Below are 618 nucleotides of genomic sequence, written 5' to 3' on the forward strand. Positions count from 1 at the left end.
GTCGGCAGGCCGCCGATGCCGCCACCGTGCAGCAGGCGTTGAGCAACGCCGTAGCCGCACAACCAGCGTGGAACCGTACCCCGGCCGCCAGCCGCGCCGCCATCCTCGAACACGCCGCCGACCAGCTGGAAGCGCGCATTGCCGAGTTCATGGCGCTGTGCGTGAAGGAAGCCGGCAAGAGCCTGCCCGACAGCATCGCCGAAGTACGCGAGGCGGTGGACTTCCTGCGCTACTACGCCAAGCAGGCACGCGAGCAGTTCAGCCACGCCGAGAAGCTGCCCAGCCCGACCGGCGAGAGCAACGAGCTGCAGCTGCATGGCCGCGGCGTGTTCGTCTGCATCAGCCCGTGGAACTTCCCGCTGGCGATCTTCCTGGGACAGGTCAGCGCCGCGCTGGCCGCCGGCAACAGCGTCATCGCCAAGCCGGCCGAGCAGACCAACCTGGTCGGCTACTACGCGGTGAAGCTGCTGCATGAGGCCGGTGTGCCCGAAGGCGTGCTGCAGTTCCTGCCAGGCGATGGCGCCACGGTCGGTGCCGCGCTCACCGCCGATCCGCGCGTGGCCGGCGTGGCCTTCACCGGTTCCACCGAAACCGCCCGCGCGATCAACCGCGCGATGG

At 69.7% G+C, this 618-nt stretch carries 1 protein-coding gene; it reads left to right on the forward strand.

All coding sequences use genetic code 11. The annotated features are described in order from the left end of the window. Window positions 1–618 (forward strand): aldehyde dehydrogenase family protein (locus JCM9942_RS17640; protein ID WP_157723090.1); only part of this gene is annotated, 618 nt, incomplete at both ends.

The sequence above is a fragment of the Stenotrophomonas pictorum JCM 9942 genome, from assembly GCF_001310775.1.
In the GTDB taxonomy this organism is placed as follows: Bacteria; Pseudomonadota; Gammaproteobacteria; order Xanthomonadales; family Xanthomonadaceae; genus Stenotrophomonas; species Stenotrophomonas pictorum.